Origin of the sequence: Nocardia sp. NPDC060220 (genome assembly GCF_042727815.1) — a bacterium.
GTDB lineage: Bacteria > Actinomycetota > Actinomycetes > Mycobacteriales > Mycobacteriaceae > Nocardia.
The window spans coordinates 1-3,687 of sequence record NZ_JBHWZY010000701.1 but is presented as its reverse complement, the minus strand read 5'-3'; the positions used below and the strand labels follow the sequence as shown (position 1 = coordinate 3,687).

General features: G+C 68.8%; 3 protein-coding genes and 1 pseudogene. 2 read left to right on the top strand and 2 right to left on the bottom strand.

Annotation, left to right across the window (positions count from 1 at the left end):
• The first annotated feature begins 188 nt into the window (after nt 1–188).
• Nucleotides 189–1,283, top strand: a complete 1,095-nt coding sequence (dapE, locus tag ACFWF3_RS27995) for a succinyl-diaminopimelate desuccinylase (protein ID WP_378993354.1) — start codon at nt 189–191, stop codon at nt 1,281–1,283.
• A 4-nt stretch (nt 1,284–1,287) separates the two neighbouring features.
• On the opposite strand, the gene ACFWF3_RS27990 is transcribed toward dapE, so the two are convergent.
• On the bottom strand, nt 1,288–2,100 hold the full coding sequence (locus ACFWF3_RS27990; protein WP_379316428.1) for a hypothetical protein: 813 nt from the start codon (nt 2,098–2,100) through the stop codon (nt 1,288–1,290).
• 101 nt (nt 2,101–2,201) lie between these two features.
• On the opposite strand from ACFWF3_RS27990, the pseudogene ACFWF3_RS27985 reads away from it, so the two are divergent.
• Nucleotides 2,202–2,657: pseudogene (locus ACFWF3_RS27985) on the top strand (LOG family protein); the annotation flags it as partial.
• Between the two features lie 113 nt (nt 2,658–2,770).
• On the opposite strand, the gene ACFWF3_RS27980 reads toward ACFWF3_RS27985, so the two are convergent.
• Nucleotides 2,771–3,687: alpha/beta hydrolase (locus ACFWF3_RS27980; RefSeq protein WP_379316426.1), on the bottom strand; the 917-nt coding region annotated here is incomplete at its 5' end.

Below are 3,687 nucleotides of genomic sequence, written 5' to 3'. Positions count from 1 at the left end.
GGTATCGAGGACGGTTCCGTCCGAGGTCACATTGGCGATACCGACTGCAGTTGCTCCCTGAATACTCACGGACGCCATTTTGCCCGTTGCGGCCGGTGCGGTGTGCCGCGGGCCCTGTGCGTTCGACCACGCGGTCTGCTTCGCCCGGATCTCCGGGATCGGGGCGCACCCGTACTACTGTCGAAGATGTGACTCTCGATTTGCGTGCCGACCCGATCAAGTTGACCGCCGCCCTCGTCGACGTGCCGAGTGTGTCGCGTGACGAGGCCAAGATCGCGGATCTGGTCGAGCAGGCGTTACGGGAGCAGACCGCCGGGTTCGAGATTCTGCGGCACGGAAACGTGGTGCTGGCGCGCACGCGGCGCGGGCTGCCGACGCGGGTGATCCTGGCGGGTCATCTGGATACCGTGCCGATCGCGGACAATGTGCCGAGCCGACCCGACGAAGTCGACGGTGAAGCGGTGCTGTTCGGTTGTGGCACAGTCGATATGAAGTCCGGCGATGCGGTATTCCTGCACCTGGCCGCCACGATCGCCGATCCGGCCCATGATTTGACGCTGATCTTCTACGACGGCGAGGAGATCGCCGCGGAGTTCAACGGCCTCGGGCACATCGAGCGGGAATTGCCGGAATGGCTCGAAGGCGATCTGGCGATTCTCGGTGAGCCCTCGGCGGGTTGGATCGAGGCAGGCTGCCAGGGCACGTTGCGGGTGCGCTTGACCACCGCGGGTGTGCGCGCGCATTCGGCGCGAGCGTGGCTGGGGGAGAACGCGATTCATGGTCTCGCGCCCGTGCTGGCGCGGTTGTCGGCCTACGAGGCGCGCGAAGTCGATATCGACGGTTGCGTGTACCGCGAGGGGCTGTCGGCCGTGCGGGTCTCGGGTGGGGTCGCGGGCAATGTGGTGCCCGATGTCGCCGAGGTGGATGTGAACTTCCGTTTCGCCCCCGATCGCAGCGTCGAGCAGGCCGTCGCGCATGTCCGCGAGGTCTTCGACGGACTCGATGTCGCCTTCGAGGTCACCGATTCCTCGCCCGGCGCCCTCCCCGGCCTGACCGCACCGGCCGCTCGCACCCTCATCGACTCCGTCAACGCTCACGGCGGTGGCGGCGTGCGCGCCAAGTACGGCTGGACCGACGTGTCCCGCTTCGCCGCCCGCGGTATCCCCGCCGTCAACTTCGGCCCCGGCGATCCCAACCTGGCCCACAAACGCGACGAGCACGTCCCGCTCAGCCAGATCACCGCCGTCACCGCGATGCTGCGGACCTACCTGTCGAAGCCCTAGCCGCTCACCAACCGCCGGTGAACAGGGCCGCCAGACCGGGGACCGGGTCCGACGCGTTGGTGGTGTTCGCGACGGCGACGACGACCATGCTCAGCGCGAGCGCGGCCGAGAAGGTGCCGAACACGGCGAGGACGCGGCGAGAGCGCCGGTCGGCGGACCAGACGGCGGCACGCCACAGGAAGGCGCACACCCCGACGAGCGAAACGGCGGTGACGGCGGCGAGCGCGGCCATCGCGACGTGATAGCGAGCGAACTCCTCGATCATCACATCCAGCGGGGGTGTTCGGGTGCCGTCGGCCAACCGCTGGTCGACCTGGGCGAGGACCGTGGCGGGCTCGTCGCCCGGCAGTAAAGGAAACAGCGAGGCGAAGGGCGTCAGCGCGCCCTGCGCGTTCGCGAGCACCAGCACCAGCGAGCACAGCGCCAGCACCGTGGCGGCGCCACCCGATGCCGCGAGCGTCACCCGCTGACCGCGTCCGGCCGCACCCGCCGCGAGGAACGCCCGCCAGAGCAGCACCGCCAGTGCGACGAGCACGGCCAGCAGCATCGCCGCGAGCACCGCTTTGGCGAGGTGATAGCGGAACCAGTAGTCGACCACCGTCGTCAGCTCGGCGGGGAAGTCCCGGGTTCCGGTCTGCCAGTACTCGGCGAAGGCCGTGCGCAATGCTCGCCGCAGATCGCTCTCGTCACCGAAGCCGGCGCCCGTACCGTTCGCCAGCAGGCGCGGCGCGACGACGAACGCGGCGATCAACGCACCGGCCAGGGCGACCAGCACCGCGAGAACGCGACCGGAACGCGCCGGAACTGCAAGCGACACAGAGAATCCTTCGGCTCGATCGAGTGCGCGGGGTGGCCGTGGCCCGGCCGATCCGCCAACTGCGCGCCCGTGCCCGGAATCCAACACAGTAGGTTGGGTTCATGTCTACCGATTCCGCTGATGAACAGGTTGGGAAGGCCAAGCCGAAGTTCCGTGGGCCGGTGATGTTCCGCCGCGAGCGCAAGCCCGGCGTGCGGACCGCCGACCGGAACCTGCTCGACACGCGGCAGGACAGCGAGTGGGTGCACACCGACCCGTGGCGGGTGCTGCGGATCCAGGCCGAGTTCGTCGAGGGTTTCGGTGCGCTCGCGGAGATTCCGCGCGCGGTGACGGTGTTCGGCTCGGCGCGTACGGGTTCCGATCATCCCGAGTACGTGGCGGGCAAGGCGATCGGCACCGCGCTCAGCGAAGCCGGTTTCGCGGTGATCACCGGTGGCGGGCCCGGCGCGATGGAAGCGGCCAACCGTGGCTGCTCGGAGGCGGGCGGCTACTCGATCGGACTCGGCATCGAGCTGCCGTTCGAGCAGGGGCTCAACCGGCACGTCGACCTCGGCGTGATGACTCTCGACGAGTCGGCGTTCTGACGCCGAGGCATCTGGCACAGCCGGTGCCGCGAGCGGGCCGGTGTCCAGTTCGCGGCGGTGCGTTGGACAGCGGCCCGCAGGTCAACTCACCCCTCGGGGTGCAGTGCGCGGCGAAGTGCGGCGTGCTGCTCTGCGATGATTCGCTCGACCACCTTGACACCGCGAACAGCGGTCGCGCCGTGGAATACTCCGGGATAGAGGCGCAGCTCGGTGCTCACGTCCGCTTGTGCGAGGCGGCGGGCATACTCGATGCCCTCGTCCCGCAGCGGGTCGTATTGGCCTACTTCGATGTACGCCGCCGGGAGCGCGGACAGATCAGTCGCGGTGGCGGGTGCGGCATATCGAGTCCAGTCCTCGCCGTCGACCAGTGTTCCGCCTGCTGTGTAGTGCTTCCAGGCGTTGACGGCTGCGGCCCGGGCCAGCATCGGGGTGTCCGTGAGTGTCGTCATGGATTCCGTCTCGCCGCGGTGGTCCACGGCGGGGATTCCGAGCCACTGCAGCCGCAGCGAAGGGCCACCGCGATCCCGGTTCAGCAAGGCGACGGCGGCGGCCAGTCCACCTCCGGCGCTCTCCCCTCCGATGGCCAGCCAGTCGGGGTCGATGCGGAGTTCTTCCGCGTTGTCCACCGTCCAGAGCAGTGCGGCGTAGCAGTCGTGCAGGCCGGCGGGAAACGGGTTCTCGGGCGCGAGTCGGTAGTCCACCGACACCACGACCGCGTCCACCGCGGCGGTCAGTTCGGTCAACGCGGAGTCGTAGTCCGCGGGCTCGCCCGTGACATATCCGCCGCCGTGGAAGTAGACCAGTGCGGGCAGTGAGCTGACCTGTGCGGTGGGGGAATACACGCGCACATTCACCGCGGGTCGGTCAGTGTCGCCGGGCACCGTGTAGTTCCGAATCAGAATTGTGTCGGGAAGGTCCCGCGCGATCGAGCGAGTCATTTCCTTCACCATGGCTCGCGTTGCCACCGGGTCGGCGAAATCGAACGTCGGCAGGGCCGGTACCC